Origin of the sequence: Oceanisphaera litoralis (genome assembly GCF_016907015.1) — a bacterium.
Taxonomy (GTDB): Bacteria; Pseudomonadota; Gammaproteobacteria; order Enterobacterales; family Aeromonadaceae; genus Oceanimonas; species Oceanimonas litoralis.
Map to the genome: position 1 here is coordinate 1 of NZ_JAFBBE010000031.1, position 18907 is coordinate 18907.

At 62.5% G+C, this 18907-nt stretch carries 14 protein-coding genes and 1 tRNA gene; 6 read left to right on the forward strand and 9 right to left on the reverse strand.

Annotation, left to right across the window (positions count from 1 at the left end; all coding sequences use genetic code 11):
* Positions 1-160: 160 nt before the first annotated feature.
* The 5 genes from HNR62_RS15110 to hinT all read right to left on the reverse strand — a co-directional run bounded on the left by HNR62_RS15110 (position 161) and on the right by hinT (position 4649).
* The gene (locus HNR62_RS15110; RefSeq protein WP_204796907.1) at positions 161-1453 is read right to left on the reverse strand and encodes an NAD(P)/FAD-dependent oxidoreductase; all 1293 of its coding nucleotides are present in this window, start codon (positions 1451-1453) and stop codon (positions 161-163) included.
* A gap of 343 nt (positions 1454-1796) precedes the next feature.
* A complete protein-coding gene (nagZ, locus tag HNR62_RS15115; RefSeq protein WP_204796908.1) occupies positions 1797-2816 on the reverse strand; it encodes a beta-N-acetylhexosaminidase in 1020 nt (339 codons plus the stop codon).
* A gap of 42 nt (positions 2817-2858) precedes the next feature.
* The gene (locus tag HNR62_RS15120; RefSeq protein ID WP_204796909.1) at positions 2859-3683 is read right to left on the reverse strand and encodes a phosphotransferase; all 825 of its coding nucleotides are present in this window, start codon (positions 3681-3683) and stop codon (positions 2859-2861) included.
* On the reverse strand, positions 3673-4290 hold the full coding sequence (locus tag HNR62_RS15125; RefSeq protein WP_204796910.1) for a penicillin-binding protein activator LpoB: 618 nt from the start codon (positions 4288-4290) through the stop codon (positions 3673-3675). Before HNR62_RS15125 ends, HNR62_RS15120 begins: the two co-directional genes overlap by 11 nt.
* An 8-nt stretch (positions 4291-4298) precedes the next feature.
* The gene (gene hinT, locus HNR62_RS15130) at positions 4299-4649 is read right to left on the reverse strand and encodes a purine nucleoside phosphoramidase (protein WP_204796911.1); all 351 of its coding nucleotides are present in this window, start codon (positions 4647-4649) and stop codon (positions 4299-4301) included.
* Between the two features lie 376 nt (positions 4650-5025).
* On the opposite strand from hinT, the gene HNR62_RS15135 reads away from it, so the two are divergent.
* Positions 5026-5102 (forward strand) — tRNA-Pro (locus HNR62_RS15135).
* A 333-nt stretch (positions 5103-5435) separates the two neighbouring features.
* Complete coding sequence (locus HNR62_RS15140) at positions 5436-5825, forward strand: hypothetical protein (protein ID WP_204796912.1); 390 nt, start codon at positions 5436-5438, stop codon at positions 5823-5825.
* Here the strand turns inward: HNR62_RS15140 and HNR62_RS15145 are convergent, their stop codons facing one another.
* The 3 genes from HNR62_RS15145 to tamA form a co-directional block, all read right to left on the reverse strand.
* Positions 5826-7643, reverse strand: coding sequence for a PglL family O-oligosaccharyltransferase (locus HNR62_RS15145; protein WP_204796913.1), 1818 nt, complete (start codon positions 7641-7643; stop codon positions 5826-5828). It lies immediately after the preceding gene.
* A 354-nt stretch (positions 7644-7997) separates the two neighbouring features.
* Positions 7998-11681, reverse strand: a complete 3684-nt coding sequence (tamB, locus tag HNR62_RS15150) for an autotransporter assembly complex protein TamB (RefSeq protein WP_204796914.1) — start codon at positions 11679-11681, stop codon at positions 7998-8000.
* The gene (gene tamA, locus HNR62_RS15155) at positions 11678-13393 is read right to left on the reverse strand and encodes an autotransporter assembly complex protein TamA (RefSeq protein WP_239552851.1); all 1716 of its coding nucleotides are present in this window, start codon (positions 13391-13393) and stop codon (positions 11678-11680) included. The genes tamB and tamA overlap by 4 nt, the downstream gene beginning before the upstream one ends.
* A gap of 85 nt (positions 13394-13478) precedes the next feature.
* Between tamA and mobB the strand changes: the two genes are divergently transcribed.
* Complete coding sequence (gene mobB / locus HNR62_RS15160) at positions 13479-14024, forward strand: molybdopterin-guanine dinucleotide biosynthesis protein B (protein ID WP_204796915.1); 546 nt, start codon at positions 13479-13481, stop codon at positions 14022-14024.
* On the opposite strand, the gene HNR62_RS15165 is transcribed toward mobB, so the two are convergent.
* Positions 13975-14550: a peptide-methionine (S)-S-oxide reductase gene (locus tag HNR62_RS15165; protein WP_338044117.1), complete on the reverse strand. Its 576-nt coding sequence runs from the start codon at positions 14548-14550 to the stop codon at positions 13975-13977. The two genes, mobB and HNR62_RS15165, sit on opposite strands and share 50 nt — an antisense overlap.
* Before the next feature lie 73 nt (positions 14551-14623).
* Here HNR62_RS15165 and HNR62_RS15170 point away from each other — a divergent pair, with 73 nt between their 5' ends.
* Genes HNR62_RS15170 through HNR62_RS15180 form a run of 3 tightly spaced genes read left to right on the forward strand, consistent with a single transcriptional unit; the run spans position 14624 to position 18905 of the window.
* Complete coding sequence (locus HNR62_RS15170; protein ID WP_204796916.1) at positions 14624-15346, forward strand: DUF1499 domain-containing protein; 723 nt, start codon at positions 14624-14626, stop codon at positions 15344-15346.
* A gap of 21 nt (positions 15347-15367) precedes the next feature.
* Positions 15368-17101 carry an ABC transporter ATP-binding protein gene (locus HNR62_RS15175; protein ID WP_204796917.1) on the forward strand — a complete coding sequence of 578 codons (1734 nt, stop codon included), beginning with the start codon at positions 15368-15370 and terminating at the stop codon, positions 17099-17101.
* On the forward strand, positions 17091-18905 hold the full coding sequence (locus HNR62_RS15180) for an ABC transporter ATP-binding protein (RefSeq protein ID WP_204796918.1): 1815 nt from the start codon (positions 17091-17093) through the stop codon (positions 18903-18905). The genes HNR62_RS15175 and HNR62_RS15180 overlap by 11 nt, the downstream gene beginning before the upstream one ends.
* The last annotated feature ends 2 nt before the right edge of the window (positions 18906-18907 follow it).

Consider the following 18907-nt stretch of genomic DNA (forward strand, 5'->3'; position numbering starts at 1 on the left):
TGATGGCGAAGTTTTCTTACTACCTGTCTCAGCACCGCTTATACAAGCGGATCTTCGGTATTATTTGAACAATAAAAATGAGGGGATTCGTAAGCTACAGATCACCAAAGAGATAATGTTACACCACCAAGGCCGGAGCACATGCTTAATCCGATTGGTGTTAGTGCAGCTTCAGGCGGGGCCGCAGAAAGCGGTTGATGCGCCCTACCAGCATCATCAGGCCGGTGCGGGTGTAGCCGTGCAGCGCCACCTGGTGCATGCGGTACAAAGACACATACACGGTGCGGGCGATGCGGCCTTCCACCATCATGGAGCCGCGCATCAGGTTGCCCATCAGGGAGCCAACGGTAGAGTAGCGGCTCAGGCTCACCAGGGAGCCGTGGTCTTTATAAACATACGTCTTGAGCGGCGTGTTGTTGAGCCGGGCCAGTATGTTGCCGTAGACCAGGCTCGCCATCTGGTGGGCAGACTGGGCCCGCGGCGGAACCGGTTTGCCGTTTTCCTGCAGGCAGTGAGCACAGTCGCCGATAGCGAAGATACTGTCGTCCCGGCTGGTCTGCAGGGTCGGCTTGACCGTCAGCTGATTGATGCGGTTGGTTTCCAGGCCGGCGATCTCTTTCAGGAAGTTCGGCGCCTTGATGCCCGCGGCCCATACCATCAGGGTGGCCGGGATCAACTCGTCATCCCTGGTTTTCAGGCCATCGGCGGTGGCTTCCACCACCATGGTATTGGTGCGTACATCCACCCCAAGCTCACGCAGTTCCTTGTGCGCCATGCCGGAAATACGCTCGGGCAGTGCCGGCAGGATACGCGGGCCCGCTTCCACCAGGGTCAGGCGCAGACAGTCATGGCTGAGTTTCTTGAAGCCATAGGCGCCGAGGTGTTCAACCGCATTGTACAGCTCGGCAGACAGCTCCACCCCGGTGGCACCGGCGCCGACGATGGCGATGCTCACCTTGTCGTCGACGGCTTCGCTTTCACCGTATTGCAGGAAGCGGTTCATCAGTTCGTCATGAAAACGCTCGGCCTGCTGCGGGCTGTCCAGAAAGATGCAGTGATCGCGCACGCCCTGGGTGCCGAAGTCGTTGGACACAGAGCCGATGGCCAGCACCAGAACGTCGTACTGCAAGGTGCGTTCGCCCAGCATGGGATTGCCGTTATCGTCCCGCATGGGGGCCAGGGTAATGGTCTTGGCGTCCCGGTCGATGCTGGAGAGGCTGCCCATCTGAAAAACGAAACCGTGGTTATGGGCGTGGGAGCGATAGCTCAGGCCGTCGATACCGGGATCCATGGCACCGGTGGCCACTTCATGCAGCAGCGGTTTCCACAGGTGGGTCCGGTTACGGTCTACCAGTGTCACTTCCGCCTTGCCCTTGCGGCCGAGCTTGCGACCCAGTTTGGTGGCCAGCTCCAACCCGCCGGCGCCCCCGCCGACGACGATAATCTTTGTCATGTTCTATCCCTGGATAATGTAAAAAAACCTGCGGCTATGGCGAGTATGTGTCGCCGCCATAGTCGCATCTTCTCGCCAAGCCTCTCTTCCGCTACGGGAGCCGCTATGGGAGGCCTCGGTATGCAGACAAATATCCGCATCTTCTTTCGTCATGCCCGCACATTCTTTCTCGTCATTCCCGCGTTTCTTCTCGTCATTCCCGCGTTTCTTCTCGTCATTCCCGCGTTTCTTCTCGTCATTCCCGCGAAGGCGGGAATCCAGTGCCCTATGCCATGGATCTCCGCCTTCGCGGAGATGACAACCCCAGAACGACCAGAGGTGACTCATGTTGCAGGTACCCTCATCACCCCTCTGCCAAACGGCGCAGTCGTTCGCTCGCCTCGCGCCAGCGGCGGCTGCCGTACAGGTGGCTGGCCACGGCCGTGTCTCGCTTGCCGAGGGCAGATAGATCGCGCTTGCGCAGGGAAGACAGATCCCGCGTTATATCGTGCGGCAGGGCATCGATGATCTCGACCGCCCCTGCCCTGTGATTGCAGGCCAGCAGCAGGTCGCAGCCCGCCTGCAGGGCGCTGTGGGCACGCTCGGCGTAACCACCCGCCACGGCGGCGCCTTCCATGGTCAGATCGTCGCTGAAAATCAGCCCCTTGAAACCGAGCCGTTGCCGCAGTATCTGTTTCAGCCAGAAGGAGGAAAACCCGGCCGGATGCGGGTCCACCGCCGAATAAATGACGTGGGCCGGCATCATGCCCTGTACCAGACCGGCGGCGATGAGGGCGCGAAAGGGCACCATGTCCGCCTGCTCTATTTCTGCATAGTCGCGGGGGTCGACCGGGCTTTCCTTGTGGGAGTCGGCGCGCACGCTGCCATGACCGGGAAAATGCTTGGCCACCGCCGCCATGCCGGCGGTATTCATGCCCCTGATGTAGGCACTGGCGTGCTCGATAACCGGTTCGGGATCGGTGCCGAAGCTGCGATCGCCAATCACCTCGCTGCCCCGCTCCAGATCCAGCACGGGCGCAAAGCTCAGGTCGATATCATGGGCCAGCAGCTCCGCCGCCATCATCCAGCCGGCGTCTTCCAGCAGGGTGACTTTGTCCGGGCGATTCAGCGCCGCCAGAGTGCCCGGGGCCGGCAACGGGAAGAAGCCGTCGCGAAAACGCTGCACCCGGCCGCCTTCATGATCCACCGTCAACAGCAGGCCGGGTTTGACCGCGCGAATGGCCTTGACCAGGGCGCTCAGCTGCGCCCGATCGTGATAGTTGCGACCGAAGAAAATAACCCCGCCCACCGTCGGGTGTGCCAGCAGTTCCCGCTCTTCGGCATCCAGCTCACCACCCTGCACATCAAGAATAAAAGGGCCCATCACTACTCCGTTACCGCCGGTTGGCGGTCAGTTCAATTCAAGTCAATTCGATTCAATAGATATTAATATCTGCGTCAGTCGCGCCAGCGCCCTCTGTTGCAATTCAAGATAGTGCCGGCCCGGCTCACGCCGGTATTGCAGCGCCGCCCACAGGGCCGTCAGCCATTGAACCCAGAGCCGGCGCGCCTGAAAACGACGCTCGTCGAGGTGGCCGCCGGCATCACGATAGGCCGCCAGCAACGCCTGCTCCTGCCCGGGGTTCAATTCGAAGCTGTCGGCAATCACCGCCAGTTCGAAGGCCGCATCGCCCCGGGCCGCATATTCCCAGTCCAGTAACCAGGGCCGTTCGCCCAACAGGTTGGCGGCGTTGAGATCGTGATGACAGAACACGGGGGTAAAGGCCGGATTCAGCGCCGGCGAGGCAAAACGGGGCACCAATGCCGCCAGCTCGGGCGCCAGCGGCGTCAGTTGCTGCAGATAATTCGCCGCCTGAGCCGACAAATCCAGTAGCGGCAAGTCGATGGATATCTGGTGCAATCGGGCGACCCGGCGCATCAGCAGGGGCAGATCCGGCTCGCGCCCACGCCAGTCCGGTTCATCCAGCCAGTCCAGTATCAGCAGACCCTGCTCGGGTCGGGCATAACGAATCGCCGGGGCCAGCCCCGCCTTGGCGGCGGCGCTGTGGGCGCGCAGCTCCAGGGCTCTGTCTATGCCCAGCAGGGCCGGATGTTCACAGCCCAGCCTGAGCCAGTAAGGGCCCCGAGCCGTGTCGAGCCGCCAGCAACGATTGGTGTAACCGCCTGCCAGTGGCGTCAGCTGCCCCTGCCATTCACGGGGCAGCGACGCCAGCAGCCGCTCAGCGTTCACTCACGCTGTCGGACCAGAGTACCTCGCCACTGCTCAGTTCCATCAGTTGTCCCTGCAGCCTGGTGCCCCCGCCGTTGCGGGTCAGGGTGGTGGACAGCAGATAATCGGCGCCACTCTGTTTGCCCAGTCGTACCAATGCGGCCATGTCGGCCCGGCCATCCTGATAGGCCAGCTGCTGGCGCAGGCTGCTTACCCTGGCACTGTCGGCAAAGGTCAGGCTGCCACTCAGGCTGGCACGCAGGCGCTCGGTCAGGCCCCGGGTATCCACCGGGCTGCCGACCTGATTGCCGATGTCGTCCAGCAGCACGGTTCCCTGCACTTCATTGACGGCGCCGCTGTTTCTCAGACGGTCCGCCAGCCCGTCGACCAGCCGTTCCAGATTGGCGCTGCGCACCTCCGGCAGCGGCGCCACCGGGGCTGCGGGCAGTTCAATCACCGGTTGCCGCGGCACCGGCGCCGGTTGCTGCGGGGCCCGTGGTACCGGTTGCCCGGGTGCCGGACCGACCGGTCTGACCGGTGCCGGCCGGGATGAATAGGGATTGGGCAGGGTACAGGCACCGAGTGCCATGCCGGCGGCCAGCAATAACGTTAAGCGAAACAGGTTCATGTTATTCCTTATCGAGCCAGCATGGGGCCCAGCGGACGGCCGCCCAGCAGATGCATGTGGATATGGTACACTTCCTGACCGCCGTGACGATTACAGTTCATGATCAAACGATAACCGTCTTCACTCAGTCCGGCCTCGGCCGCCAGCTTGCGGGCCACGGTAAACAGGCGCCCCAGGGCCTGCTCGTGTTCGGCTTCCACTTCGTTCACGGTGGGGATCAGCACATTGGGGACGATAAGAATGTGGGTCGGCGCCTTGGGCGAAATATCGCGGAAGGCCGTGACCAGCTCGTCCTGATACAGGATGTCGGCGGGTATTTCCTTGCGGATGATTTTGCTGAAAATGGTTTCTTCTGCCATTGCTGCTCTCCTTGAAATAAGTCGCCGGGCCGCGCCAGTCGGCCACAGTCCAGGATTCGCTATTATAGCCTTGTTGCTCGTCAAGGGAATGACGACATGATGAATAAACTATTGATTAAAAACACAACCGCGGTCAACCGCCCCATCATCCGCCGGCGAGGCGTCGCCCCCTGCCAACCTTCGGCAAACAGCCGCCGTTCTCCGGTCAAAAGCGCCGGGTTGAGTGCTGGACTGAATGCTGGACTAAATGCTGGACTGAATGCTGATTGCACAGATAATCGGCAAACGAACCTGGCGCCCCCGGTTCGGTATTGACAGCATCGAGGACATTACCTAATATCCGCCCCGTCGCTTGCCGAGGCAAGTAGGACGATGTCGGCGTGTAGCGCAGCTTGGTAGCGCACTAGCATGGGGTGTTAGGGGTCGGAGGTTCGAATCCTCTCACGCCGACCAGATTACCCTTGAAAAACCCACCTTTCGGTGGGTTTTTTATTGCCTGCTGTTTTTTGCTTCTTAATATCCTAAACAGTCCTGCATAACAGCTGTGGCTCTGTCGTCATTCCCGCTTGTCTTCTCTTGTCATTCCCGCGAAGGCGGGAATCCAGAGTTTGTGGCGCAGAACGCTCAGACTGCTGCTCGCCTGCAAAGGCACTGGACCCCCGCCTTCGCGAGGGTGACGATAAAAACAGACTAGCGCCAGCCTCTGTCACTGTCTCATCAAATCGGATTCAAGCAGTTCCATTATCGGATACACTGTCCGGGTGTTTACCGCATAGGAGAACTGTCATGAAAATATTACAACGAAAGTCGCTGGCTCTGGTGCTGGCCGGCATACTCACCACCCAGCTGGCCGCCTGCGGCACCGTCTTTTATCCGGAGCGAAAGGGCCAGATCAGCGGCCGTATCGATCCTGTGGTGGCCATCGCCAACGGTGTGGGTCTGCTGTTCTTCGTGGTGCCCGGCGTCATCGCCTTTGCGGTCGACTTTGCCACCGGCGCCATCTATCTGCCCGGTGGCCGCCGGGCCGAGCTGCAACCGAATGCGACCCCCGACAGCCTGAACGACAGTCTCTATGCCAGCACCGGCCAGCGCATCGACTGGCAGCAGGACAGGGTACTGGTTGAAGCCCTCGGCTCCGCCGACGAAGCCCAACAGCGGTTGATCGCGTCCCGCTGATCAATAAGCGCCACCGATGGCCGGGCGCAGATGATTATACAGCGGAATCGTCTTGTTCAGCTCGGCCACCGAGGCCCCCGGCGCCAGCGTGGCCAGCCGCTCCCGGGCCCGCAGTATCCGGCTGCGGCGCAGCAGCTGTACATTGGGATAAAGCCGCCGGGCTTCACCCAGCAGCTGTTGGGCCTCGTCTTCCTGCCCCGCCGTGGCCAGCGCCAGATAGGCATTGTAATACACCCCCGCCCGGGGCGTGTGGGTCAGAAAACGCCGGGCCCAGCTCACGTAATCCAGCAACTGTTCTCTGTCTTGTGCCAGCAAAGCCCGGCTCAGCTGCCAGTGATGGCGATAAAAGGCCACCCTGTCATACCAGATCAGCGGATTTATCACCGCCTGCAATTGCGCCTCGGTGCGATCTTCATTCTGCTCGTAACGGGTCAGCTGCTGGCCCGCATAGAGGCCGGTCGCCATGAACAGCATCAGGCCCAGGCCCCAGGCACGTACCGGCCAGCGGCTCCAGGCCCATGGCGCCGCCAGCAGACGACGCTGGCCGTATTCCGCATCCATGACATAAAGCAGCACCAGTATCATGAACCAGTGCGGCAAGGAGTGATAAAACGGAAATTCGGTCTGGCTGTGAATGAAAATGGGGGTCAGTATGCCGATCCAGGCCAGGCTCTGGGCAAAGGGCAGCCGGTACAGCAGTTGCAGCACCAGGCCGGTCATCAGCACCAGTCCCAGCAGCGGCACCACGCCGCCTTCGATGGCCCAGAGCAGAAACTCGTTGTGGGGGTGGCCCATTTCGGTAAACAGCGGTGGTACGCCCGGGGTCAGCTCGCGCCAGTCGGCATAGGTGCGATAGAAAGCCGACTCGAAACTACCGTAGCCAAAACCGAACCAGGGTTTGTCCAGCCACATGCGCAGGCCGTGGGCATAGATATCAAAACGGCCGTCGGCCTGGGTATAGATGCTCAGACTGCGCTTGCTCATGTCGAAGGCGTCCAGCCCGACCAGTCCCAGCACGATACCGAGCGGGATCAGCAGCAAACTGACCAGCAGGCGTTTGGAGCGGGTCTTGAGCAGGGTTTGCCAGATCGGCGGCTGCAACAGCAGCAACCCCAGCAGCAAGCCCAGCTGACCGGCGCGGGATTGCAGCAGCACCACCAGCATGCCGCCCGCCCCCAGCACCGCAGCAAACCACACCGACTTCAGCACAAAGCCGCGCCAGGGGGATTTGGCTTCGTTCAGCCAGAGGTACACCGCCAGTACCATGCCGGTGGCCAGAAAGCTGGCCATCACATTACGATGCTGAAAAATACCGTAGGGTGAGCGCACTTCCGTGTTGTAGCCAAACCGGTTGCCCGGCTCCAGAACGAAGAACTGGGCCAGCCCCAACAGTATCTCTACGCTGACCGCCCCCAGCAGGCAATACAGCAGGTAACGGCGGCCCCGGCCGTTAAAGCGGCATTGCTGCAGCGCCAGATAAAACAAGAGGCCGCCGCACAGGCCCAGCATGCGCGGCAAGGCATGGCCGGCCACGGAATTGTTGTGCCCATAGAAAAACGGTAGCCACAGCAGGCCGCTCGCCGCCACCAGTCCCAGCCAGAAGCGGCTGGTCAGCAGACGCCGCCGGTGCCAGTTCCAGAGCCCCAGCGTGCTCATCAGACCGATGAAAAACCAGCCAATGACATTGAATGGCAACTGCAGGCCAATGCCGAACAGGTGGGGTAAATAAAGGTGCATGCCCAGCAAGGCGTAACACGCCATACAGATCAGCATGGTTTTGGCCAGCCGTTCCTGTTGCTGCAGAGGCGAAGACATCATAGTGGGGCGTACTCTCGCAGGCCGAGCTTAATCACAAGGCCCTACTTTACCCAAGGCCGGCCCAAAAAGCATGAGCGGCACGCTGCCGGCCCGGCAAATTCTGCCACAATGAGCCAATCACATTCCCGCGCGTCCTCTCGTCATTCCCGCACGTCCTCTCGTCATTCCCGCGCAGGCGGGAATCCAGAACCTGTGACGCTGATGGTTCAGACTGTGGGTCGCCCATAAAGACACTGGACCCCCGCCCCCGCCTACGCGAGGATGACGTTCCTTCGCGGGGGTGACTGCGGTAGAGAAATCCTGCAGCAGCTCCAAGAGCTTGCCCCCCCGCCTTCGCGGCGGAACTGACACAGGTCAGAATTCGAACCGATAGAAGATATCAATCGCCTGACTCAGACCACTGGTCGCCTGCAAATAGAGCCGGGGCAACAGCTCGTAACGCAGCCGCAGCTCGCCGATGGCCGAGAAGACCCCGACGCCATAGCCGATTTGCAGCCCCGGCAACACATAGGCGCTGATGTTCACCTCGGTCTCGTCTCCGCTGCCGCCGGTATCCAGCGACACGTCCTGCAGCCCCAGTGCCTCGCCCACATTGGTGACCAGGCCGCCGATTTTGCCGACCCCGGCGCCCAGCAGCATCGACTGCACCAGGGCGTTACCGTCGCTTTCACCGCCGCCTTCCAGCCCCCGTCCACGCAGCAGGTAAGACAGCTGCTCTACCTGCGGCATGGCGGGATCCGAGAACACTTCCACCTTGGGTTGCGCCGCGCTGCCCGACACCCGTACCCCAACGATAATGCTGCTGTCGGACAGGCTGGACGGATTACGAATCGCCTCCACCCTCAGGTTGGGCTGATCCAGGGGGCCGCTGAACAGTATGCTGCCATCCCGGATCTGCAGGTTCTGACCGTAGGCGCGAAACCTGCCGTCGATCAGCCGTATTTCGCCGTTGGCGCGCATGCTGCGTTTGGGCCGCTGCACGATGCGCAACTGGCCTTCGAGCCGGGTATCCAGACCAAAGGCCTCCAGGCGCACATCTTCGGTCAGCCGCACTGTGATACGAATATCCAGCGGCAGTTTGGGCGCCTGTTCGGGAATGATGCCCGAAGCCTGCACTATGACCACATCTGCCGAACGGGACACGGCGCTTTCGGGCAGTTCCTTGACCTCGATACGGGCCCAGGGGATCAGGATTTCGCCCCGCACCGTTGCCTGCTCGCCCAGCCCGATTTGCAGATCCGGGCTGACCCGCACCCGCCCCATGCCCGGATAGCCGGCTTCCAGCTCGATACCCTTGAGGCGAATTTCGCCGCTGACCGGTAACTGGCGCCAGTCCAGCTCACCGCTGATGTTCAGCGGCCCGTCACCCACCCTGAGCCGACCGTTAATGGTGGCGTTGGTACCTCTGATCTCCAGCCGGGTGCTGAAGTCGCGCACCTGGACCATGTCGGAATAGGTGTCCACCTCGCCGCCGCTCAGGCTGATATCACCAAACAGCAAGGGGGCCTGCAGGGTGCCCTCCAGTCGCGCCCTGCCGGCCAGGGTACCCTGCAGCCGGGCCACTTCCGGCAACAGCGGCGCCAGCCAGTCGAGTTTGAGCTGCTCTATGCTCAGGTTGCCACTGAGCGCTCGGCGCCCCTTGAGATCCGCCACATTGGCATCCAGCGCCAACCGGCCCAGCTGGGTCGAGCGAAAGGCCAGCGACGACTGCAGCCGGTTGTCCATCATCTCGCTGGTCAGTGACAAAGTCTGATAGTCGAGCCGGGTATCACCGCTGACAAAGGTGCCCGGCGTGGTGCTGATGTTGGCGTTAAGCGTGGGGGCGCCGTCCTTCCAGCGCAGATCCACCCGGCCACCCAGTATCGCCTCCCAGGCAAAATCCCGGGGAAAGAAGGGCTCGAGTCGGGCCAGATCCAGATCGCGGATATTCACCCCGCCCTGCCCCTCTTTGGCGCCGGCGGTGAGGGCGTCGAAACACAAGGACGCCTCGCCCGAGCGCCAGCAATGGGGATCGGCCCGAAAACGTTGCTCTCGCCACGTCATGGCCACTTCCTGCTGCAAGGCCCAGCGTTCGAACGGGGTATCCAGCACGGCCCGACTCAGCCGACCGCGCCAAGCATCCTGGTCCAGGCTGCCGTCGAGGCGCAGCTCGGCCGCCAGCGGATCGCCCGCCACATTCAGCTCGAGCCGGTGCGCCGCCTCGTTACCCTTGCCGGTCAGCAGCAGCTGTTTGAATTGCATCTCGCCTGCCTGAATGCGGTCTACCGTCAGCCGCACATCACCGCTGATGGCATCGCCCAGGGTGGCCCTGGCCTGCAGCCTGATATTGCGCGCCAGGGTGTCGTTGAAGCCGGCCCGGCCACCGGTGAGGCTGGCCTCGATTTGCGGTGCGGCCAGCTCGCCCCGTACCCGGATGTCACCGGCCAGATCGCCGGACAGGCCGGGGGCATACACCGCAAGCTCCGGTGCCTTCAGCACGCCGTCCAGCTGCCAGCGGTCGGTGATGCGGCCGTTGACCGTCAGCTGGTTGTTGCCATTGATCAGCCGCAGCTGATTGATGCTGCCCTGCAAGGCCTGATCCAGCACCACCTCGCCCTTGAGCAACAGCGGATAGTCCCGCAGCTGACCATGAATGTCGGGTCGGGCATTCAGTTCCCACTGCTTGCCATTCAGTACAAAACGGGTGTCCAGCTCGCCGTTGAGTCGACCGTCGAGCCCGGTCACGAAGGCACCGGGATCCACTTCGCTCAGCGCCAGCAGCCCTTGCCAGTCGATGCCCCCGGCCCAGCCCAGGGCGCCGGTCAACTTCGCCTCGCCTTGGGGCAGCGTCAGGGTCAGCGGGCTCAGGCGGGCACCTTGCAGATCCCCCTTCGCCGCCAGCCTGATGCCTATCGGCGGCAGCTCCGGTCCCTGGCCTTCGGCCTGCAGGGACACTTGATAGTCTGCAAGCCTGCCCTTCAGCCGTAACTTACCCTGCTTCAGTTGCCATTGGGGATCGGTCAGCGGCCAGCCCAGCCGTTGCCAGTCAAGCGAGATATCGAACGGCAGTGCAGGGTCCAGCGGTTGCGCCGTCAGGCTGGCATTGGCTTCCACCACCCCGCCCAGAGTCAGTTCCCCCTTGAGCCGTTGCACGCTGTCGGACAGTGCCAGCGCCAGAGTCTGGCCGGCCAGTTGGCCGTCCAGCAGCGGCTGGTGCAGGGTGGCGTTCACTGCCAGCTCGAGCGGATAATCCTCGCTCAGGGTGATGTGACCGCCGAGGGTCACCGTGGCCAGCTCGTGGTCGAGTTCGGCGGTCAGGATGTTCACTTCGCTGTCCTGTCCCTCCAGATCCAGCGCCAGCGCCTTCAGGGCCCGGATTTGCCCGCCCTGGATCAGCCGGCTGTCGGTCAGGCTGAAGCCTTGCAGCCTGACCGGAAAAGGCAGTATGACTTCCGGCAGGATCAGCGGTGAGCTGACGGCAGCGGCGTTTTTGTCGCCTGTGGGTGCTGCCTCATCACCGGGGTTCAGCGTCAGGGTCAGCCCCTGCATCTTGGGGCCCGTGATCACCATGGCGTCTGCATCCCAGTGCACCGCCAGTTGCAGGCTCTGCCAGGCAATGGTTTGCCCGGGCAGGGATATTTTTACCCGGTCGGCCCGAATATCATCCAGATCGAGTCGCAGCGGCGGCGTTATCTGCCCCGGCGGCTCGGCCGGCGCCTCTTCTTTGGCCGGCGGCAGTGTTCTGATGGTGACCTCTATGTCTTCGGCCACCAGCTGCCGCAGCCAGAAGCGGCGCTCGAGCAGCTTGCCCAGTTGCCAGTCGATGGTCACCTGCCGGGCCGAAAAGGCCAGCGAGTCCTGCTCGTAGCTCAATTCGTCAAACTGCCAGCCCCGGCCCAACTGTCCGGAAACCAGGGTGCCATCGAGCCCCGGTACCTGCTGTTTGGCCAGTCCCCATAACCACTGGTTACCCAGCTGGGTAAACAGCAGGCTGAACAACAGCATCAAGAGTAAACACAGGGCCACTACCAGGCCGCTGAAGAGTCGCATTAGATTCATAGTTCGGGCCCCAGGGTAAAATGTATCCGCATGGGAACCTGATCCTCCGATACGCCAAATGCCAGATCCAGGCGCACCGCGCCCACCGGCGTCAGCCAGCGCACCCCGACCCCGGTGCCTACCTTCCAGTCTTCGGTGTAGTCGTTGGTGGCGGTACCGGTGTCGACGAAGGTGGCGACACGCCATTTTTCCGCCACCTTGTAGTCGTATTCCAGGCTCAGGGCGGTGGCGTACTGGGCCCCCAGCCGATCGCCGTTTTCATCTGTCGGGCTGATATCCTGATAGCCGAAGCCGCGCACCGTCATGTCACCACCGGTAAAGAAACGCAGCGACGGCGGCAGATCCTGCACATCCTCCACCCAGACGGCACCCTGCTCGGCCCGGGCGATCAGCCGTTGCTTGTCGGCGATGGTGCGCAGCCACTTGCTGCGCCCCCACAGACGAATAAAGCGGGTGTCCGAGCCCCACCAGGGTTCGGACAACTCCAGGGTGGCCAGCTGGGCGTCGCCCCAGACCGGGTCCAGGCCTCCCCGCACCCGGGTGCGGCTGTAAGACACGCCGGGGATCAACAGAAAGCTTTCATCTTCCTGCTGACCCTGGGTATAGGATTCGTATTCGGAGCGGATAAACACATCCCGGGTCCAGTCATTGGCATCCTTGTCCCAGCGATGGATTGAGGCCACCAGACGATCACTCTCGGTGTCGTCCTGATCCAGCAGCTGATACCCGCCCTGAATGGTGTAATAGTTGTTGAGCGGATTGCCGCGGGGGATCTTGTAGACGACGCTGATGTCCTGCTTGGGTGCCGATATCTTGAGGTTGGTCTCCAGGCTGTGCCCCAGGCTGTTGATCCAGGGTTTGTCCCAGCTGGTCGAGACCCTGGGCCCTTCATCGGTCGAGAAGCCCGCGCCCACTTCAACCTCGTTGTCGGCCTTGGCCCGCAGCAGCACCGTCAGCGGAATGCGGTTGTTTTCATCGGCCTCGCTCACCACCGGCAAGACTTCGACCTGACGAAAGTAACCGGAGGCGGAAAGATCGCGACTCAGCTCGGCCAGACGAATGGCCTGATAAGGATCGCCGGGCTTCACCTTCACCAGCGGCGTCAGCAACCGATCCACCGGCCGGTCGGCGTCCACTCTCAGCTCGCCAAATCGGTAACGGGGGCCGGAGTCGAAGGTCAGTATCACATCGGCGGCCTTGTCCTCGGGATACACCAGCACCTGACTGCGTTCATAGCCGGCATCGAAATAACCGCGCGCCAGGGCCAGGCTGAGCAGGCTGGCCTTGGTCTTTTCATACCGGTCGTGGCGAAAGACATCGCCTTCATTCAGTGTCAGCTTGTTGATCAACTGTTCAAACTGCGGGTCCGACGCCGAGTCGCCCTGCAGCAGCAAGTCCAGGGTGCGAATACGCACGGGGTCACCGGCGGTCACCCGCACCTCGACCCGTTCCGGCTTGTCTTTGTCGGCGGTGATGTCGATGACCGGGTTATAGTAACCCAGTGACTGCAGGCTGTTGATCACCGCGGTTTCTATGTCTTGGCGAAAACGGGGCAATTGCTCGGCATCGATGGTGGGCAGCTGATCCAGATACAGCCGGGTATTACTTTTCAGCTTGCCCTTCAGCCCCTGCAACTCGAGACTGATGGCCTCGGCCCTGACGTTCGGGCTGAGCAACAACAGAACCAAGACTCCCCACATTCTTTTGCTCATGGCGCAACCCGTCTATTTGGTGTTGGTGTATTATATCGATTCGACGTGGCAAACTGGGCCTCTGTCGAAACCTTTCGGGTGCCCTATGTCCCCATCTCATCATGCTTGTGCGCTGCTCGGCGTTGCCGGTTTCAGTGGCAGCGGTAAAACCACCCTGCTGAAACAACTGGTCGGCCTGCTCACCCGGCACCCGTTGCGCATCGGCATCATCAAACATACTCATCACGATGTGGAGCAGGACCAACCGGGCAAGGACAGCTTCGAACTGCGCCACGCCGGTGCCCGTCAATGCCTGCTGGCCGGGCCTCATCGTACCATTCTCACCTGGGAAAATACCAAGCCGGAAGAACCTGATTTGAATGAATCTCTGTCACGGCTCAGCCTGAATCGGCTCGATCTGGTGCTGGTAGAAGGCTTCCGCGAGGCCCCCATCGCCAAGATTGAGGTGCACAGGCCCGAGTGTGGCAAACCTTTGCTGTGCCTGCACGATCCCCATATTCTGGCGGTGGCCACCGATGCGCCGGATCTGGTCGCTCCGGTGCCACTGCTGGATTTGAATAACCCCGCCGCTATCGCCAGGACTATCGTGCACTGGTGGCAAGCGGGCCGCCTGCCAGTGCCTGCAGACTGAATCGTTCGCCGGCCGGATAGCCGCACATGCGGCGATAGCCCCCATAAAGCAACGGGTGCTGCCGATGGTATTGCTGATGCCGGGCCGGGGCCGACTCAAACGTACCCTCCGGCAGCAGCCGCACCCGAATAGCTCGGTCGTGCTGCAGTGTCAGCCTGGCCCGGCTTTGCTGGGCCCACTTTTGCTGCAGCGAACCCCGTACATAAATAGCCGGGCTGAATTCGGGCCCCCTGTCGCAAAACTGGCCCTCGCCGTCGAAGGCATCCACCGCCGCCCAGTACAGGGTCAGCAGATCGCCGTAGCTCAAGATCCGGGGATCGTACTCCACCCGCACCACCTGTCGGCGCAGGTGACGGCTGCCGCTTTTCATCCAGCCCGCTTCGGTGGCCAGCACCCCGTCCTGCTCCGCAAAGAGCCTTTCCATCACCCAGAAACTGCCCCCGGCAAATACCGCCTGGGCCGTCTGGACCGCCTGTGCCGGCAGCGCCAACAGCAGCAACATCATCATCAGGGTTTGTCTGACCACCCGCTTACTCCTTTACAAGCCACAGAGGCTTACCCATAGTCTATCGATGGGTATGCTAACCGATTGAAACCATATGGAAACATTTTTCACTTATCGCTGGTTACTGGGCTCCTTGAGCTATGGGTTGCTGCCGCTGCTCGGCATCGTCGGCGTCGTCGGCACCCGCTGGCACTGGTGGCCCTACACCCTGGGGTTGATGCTGGTGGTGGCGGCTTTCGGGCTGGCCATCTTGCTGCTGCCCCTGGCACTGTGGCACCGGCAGTGGCTGGCCGCCCTGCCGCCGGTGCTGCTGTTGATGCTGCTGTTCCCCTTTCTTCTCCGTGGTCTGACCCTGCCCGCCATTCACGACATCAGCACAGATACCAGGCACCCACCGCCGCTGACCGCCGCCGCCCGTCTGCGCGGTGCGGGCGATCACGGCACCGACTACGCAGGTGAAGCGCTGGCCCGGCAGCAGGCGGCGACCTGGCCAACCCTGGCGCCCCTGGTACTGCCCTACCCGCCCGAGCAGCTTCACCGCCGGGTGCTGACCTTGATAGCACAACGGGGCTGGACCCTGACCTCCGACACGACCGCCGACATGACCGCCAATAATCAGCGGCAGCTGGAAGCCGTGGTCAGCAGCCGGCTGTTCGGCTTTCGCGACGACGTGGCCATCCGCCTCACCCCCGTCGACACCGGGTCCGGCGTCTATACCAAGGTCGACATGCGCTCCGCCTCCCGGGTCGGTAAAAGCGATCTGGGCGCCAACGCCGAACGCATCCGCGCCTTTCTGGCCGATCTGGAGCAACAGTAAGAGTTAACCTCGGGATCACCCATGAAACTATTCGGGCAACTGGCCTGGTTTTTCAAGGCCCACTGGCGCACCTACAGCCTGGCGCTGCTCATGCTGGCCACGGTGACGGTGATGAACATGACCATTCCCTACCTGATCGGCAAAACGGTCGATCAACTGATCGCCTCGCCCGACGGCGAAGCGGAGGGCCGCCTGCTGCTGCTGATCCTGGGACTGGGTCTGGCCGTGTACGGGCTGCGGCTGGGCTGGCGCCGCCTGCTGTTCGGCACCTCCTACCGGCTGGGTAACCTGCTGCGCCGGCGCTTCTTCGAGCGGCTCACCCGCCAGGGCCAGGCCTTTTACAGCAGCCACAATACCGGTGACCTGATGGCCCGTGCCACCAACGACATCGACGCCATCGAAATCGCCGCCGGTGAAGGGGTGCTGTCCGGCTTCGACGGCCTGCTGACCCTGCTGCTGGTGTTGATCATCATGTTCGGATTCATCGACTGGCGGCTGGCGCTGGTGGCCCTGCTGCCCTTTCCGCTGATGGGGCTGGCCTTCTACCGTATTTCCAACCGCATCCACCATCATTTCAGGGCGGCGCTGGAGCAGTTTTCCGTGCTCAACGACAAGGCCCAGGAAGCCATCGCCGGCATACATCTGGTCAAGTCCATGGGGCGGGAGTCGATAGAAAGCCGCCGGTTTGGCGCCATTGCCGAGGCGGCCACAAAGCGCAATTATCAGGTGGCCCGGGCCGAGGCCCTCTATGAGCCGGTGGTGTTTTTGTCCATGTCTGCCGCCCTGTTGCTGACCCTGGGCTTTGGCGCCGGGCTTATCTGGCACGATCAGCTCAGCATAGGGCAGCTCACCAGTTTCACCCTGTATCTGGCCCAGCTGATCTGGCCCATGTTCGCCTTCGGCTGGCTGCTCAATATCGTCGAGCGCGGCAGCGCCGCCCTGACTCGGGTCGAGGCCCTGCTGGCCATTCCCGACAGCGTGCCCGACCTCGGCACCCGCGAGCCGCAAGATGCCGATCTGCGGGTCGAGGCGCTGAGTTTCAGCTATCCCGACAGCCAACAGCCGGCGCTGCAATCGCTCTCGCTGACGCTGGCACCGGGCCAGGTGCTGGGCATCGCCGGCCCGACCGGTGCCGGCAAGAGCACCCTGCTGCAGTTGCTGATGCGCTACTGGGAGGCCGACCGCGGCCAGATCACCCTGGGCGCCGTGCCCCTGGCCGACTGCCGGCTGGACGCCCTGCGCCGCCAGTTTGCCTATGTCCCCCAGGATGCCTTTCTGTTCAGCGCCGGCATTGCCGATAATATTGCCTTCGGCCGGCCCGATGCCAGCCGGGAAGACATCATGGCGGCGGCCCGTCAGGCCTGTGTGCATGAGGATATACTGCGTCTGCCCGGCGGGTATGACGCCCGGGTGGGGGAACGCGGCATGAGCCTGTCCGGCGGCCAGCGTCAGCGACTGGCCATCGCCCGGGCCCTGATAAGTAGAGCCCCGATACTGATACTGGACGATGCGCTGTCGGCGGTGGACGTGCATACCGAACAACGGATACTGCAGCAGTTGCGCCGCCGCCAGGGCCAGAGCTGCATCATCGTCAGCCATCGGTTGTCGGCGCTGGAACATGCGGACCAGACCCTGGTGCTGCAACATGGCCGGCTGCAACAATCGGGCCGCCACGACGAACTGATTAAACAGGACGGCTGGTACAGCCGGATGTGGACCTATCAGCAACTGGAGGCCCGCCTGGATGACGACTGAAAATACGCAGACCGATCCGGCCCCGACCGATCGTTCCCGACGACAGGGCAAGGGCACCTTCGGCCTCTTGCTGACCTATGTCTACCGGGACAAGCCGCTGTTAATCAGGGTACTGCTGCTGTTGCTGCTGGCCACCGCCGCCGATGTGGCGGGCCCGCTGCTGGCCAAGGTGTTTATCGATGACTACCTGCTGGCCGGGCATCTGCCGGTGTGGCCCCTGGTCGGGCTGGCCCTGGGCTATATGGTCACCCAAGTGGCCGCCGCCTGGTTTCGCTACCGGCAGACCCTGCGCTTTACCGAGATGGCGCTGGCCGCGGTGCTGGATATTCGCAAGCGGGTGTTCGCCCATGTACAGCAACTGCCGATGGCCTTTTTCGACCGGGCCATGACCGGCCAGCTGGTCAGCCGGATCACCAACGACACCGAAGCCATCAAGGATCTCTATGTGCAGTTTCTGTCGGTGGTGCTGACCAATGTGGTGCTGCTGGTGGGCATTATCACGGCCATGGCATTACTGAACCTGCAACTGATGCTGGTGGCGCTGCTGCTGATCCCGACCGTGGTCGGGGTGATTTACCTTTATCAGAAGCTGAGCGGCGCGGCGGTGGCCGACAGCCGACAACTGCGCTCCGACATCAACGGCACCCTCGGCGAGTCCATTTCCGGCATGGCGGTCGTGCAGGCCTGTGGCCTGCAACAGGACTCCGCCGAACGCTTCGAGCGCCTCAACCTGCGCTATTACCGGGCCCGCATGCGCACCATCAACATCGGGGCCGCCCTGCTGCGACCCGCCATCGATTTGCTGAGCGTATTGGTGTTGCTCGGCATTCTCAAGGTGTTCGGCTGGCAACTGGTCAACGGGGTGGCGGAAGTCGGCGTCCTCTATGCCTTTCTCAACTTCATGGGTCGCTTTACCGAGCCGCTGGCCGAAATTACCCAGCGTTTCAACCTCTATCAACAGGCCATGGTGGCGGGGGACAGGGTGCATCGGCTGCTGCAGCAGCCCCGGCAACACTACGGCGAGACCGGCGACACCATTCATCGGGGTGCCCTGGCCTTTCATCGGGTCGACTTCGGCTATCAAGCCGGCCACCCCGTATTCAGACAACTGAGCCTCGAGATTCCCGCCGGCGCCTTTATCGGCGTGGTGGGTCACACCGGCAGCGGCAAGAGTACCCTGCTGAATCTGTTGCTCAATTTCTATCCGGTGGATGCGGGTCACATCAGCATCGACGACCAGCCCCTGGCCGGCTACCGCCAGGATGCGCTGCGTCGGGGCATAGGGCTTATTCCGCAGGAGCCCTTTATTCTGGCGGGCAGCATTTATGACAATATCGACATGGGCCGCAAGCTGCCCCGGAAACAGATAGAAAACGCCGCCCGCCAGGCTCATCTGCTGGAGACCATTAACGGCCTGGAGCAGGGCTTCGACACCCGCCTCGGCGAGCGTGGCAGCCGGCTGTCTGGCGGCCAGCGCCAGCAACTGGTGATCGCCCGGGCCCTGGCCGCCGCCCCGCGCATCCTGCTGCTGGACGAGGCCACCGCCAACGTCGACAGCGAAACCGAGCAGGTGGTGCAACGGGCGCTGCAGGCCCTGCACGGCAAGGTCACCCTGATCGTGGTGGCGCACCGTTTATCCACCATCAAAAAGGCCGATCGTATTCTGGTGATGGCCCACGGCGAGCTGGTGGAATCCGGCAGTCACCACCAGCTGATGGCCTTGCCCGAGGGCCGTTACCGGGCCATGTACCGGCTGCAGCAACAGGCCCGTCAGGTGGAGCTTGCCGAGCAGCACGGCCTGTAGCA

Coding starts and splice junctions, on each gene's coding strand:
- tamB (WP_204796914.1), bottom strand. CDS start 11,681: ATGAATCTAATGCGACTCTTCAGCGGCCTGGTAGTGGCCCTGTGTTTA.
- HNR62_RS15175 (WP_204796917.1), top strand. CDS start 15,368: ATGAAACTATTCGGGCAACTGGCCTGGTTTTTCAAGGCCCACTGGCGC.
- nagZ (WP_204796908.1), bottom strand. CDS start 2,816: ATGGGCCCTTTTATTCTTGATGTGCAGGGTGGTGAGCTGGATGCCGAA.
- HNR62_RS15140 (WP_204796912.1), top strand. CDS start 5,436: ATGAAAATATTACAACGAAAGTCGCTGGCTCTGGTGCTGGCCGGCATA.
- hinT (WP_204796911.1), bottom strand. CDS start 4,649: ATGGCAGAAGAAACCATTTTCAGCAAAATCATCCGCAAGGAAATACCC.
- HNR62_RS15145 (WP_204796913.1), bottom strand. CDS start 7,643: ATGATGTCTTCGCCTCTGCAGCAACAGGAACGGCTGGCCAAAACCATG.
- tamA (WP_239552851.1), bottom strand. CDS start 13,393: ATGAGCAAAAGAATGTGGGGAGTCTTGGTTCTGTTGTTGCTCAGCCCG.
- HNR62_RS15110 (WP_204796907.1), bottom strand. CDS start 1,453: ATGACAAAGATTATCGTCGTCGGCGGGGGCGCCGGCGGGTTGGAGCTG.
- HNR62_RS15125 (WP_204796910.1), bottom strand. CDS start 4,290: ATGAACCTGTTTCGCTTAACGTTATTGCTGGCCGCCGGCATGGCACTC.
- HNR62_RS15180 (WP_204796918.1), top strand. CDS start 17,091: ATGACGACTGAAAATACGCAGACCGATCCGGCCCCGACCGATCGTTCC.
- HNR62_RS15170 (WP_204796916.1), top strand. CDS start 14,624: ATGGAAACATTTTTCACTTATCGCTGGTTACTGGGCTCCTTGAGCTAT.
- mobB (WP_204796915.1), top strand. CDS start 13,479: ATGTCCCCATCTCATCATGCTTGTGCGCTGCTCGGCGTTGCCGGTTTC.